This is a genomic window from Bacillus sp. EKM202B (assembly GCF_011066025.1).
Taxonomy (GTDB): Bacteria; Bacillota; Bacilli; order Bacillales; family Bacillaceae_G; genus Bacillus_A; species Bacillus_A toyonensis.
In genome coordinates, this window is sequence record NZ_JAAMNK010000120.1 from 1 (window position 1) to 291 (window position 291).

General features: G+C 38.8%; 1 pseudogene. It reads left to right on the plus strand.

What is annotated here, in order from left to right:
• Positions 1-291: pseudogene (locus G9F74_RS29615) on the plus strand (IS200/IS605 family element RNA-guided endonuclease TnpB); the annotation flags it as partial.

Below are 291 nucleotides of genomic sequence, written 5' to 3' on the forward strand. Positions count from 1 at the left end.
TCGTTTTGTATTCAATCACTTCCTATCTCTATGGGATAATGCATACAGAGAAACAGGAAAAGGTTTGACATATGGTACATGCTCTGCCAAACTTCCTGCCATGAAAAAAGAGTTTGTTTGGCTCAAAGAAGTGGATAGTATTGCGATTCAGTCGTCTGTTCGCAACCTTGCGGATGCGTATACACGCTTTTTCAAAAAACAAACGAGTGCCCCCCGTTTCAAATCTAAGAAAAACAACGTACAATCTTACACCACAAAACAAACAAATGAAAACATTGCCATTGTAGGAAA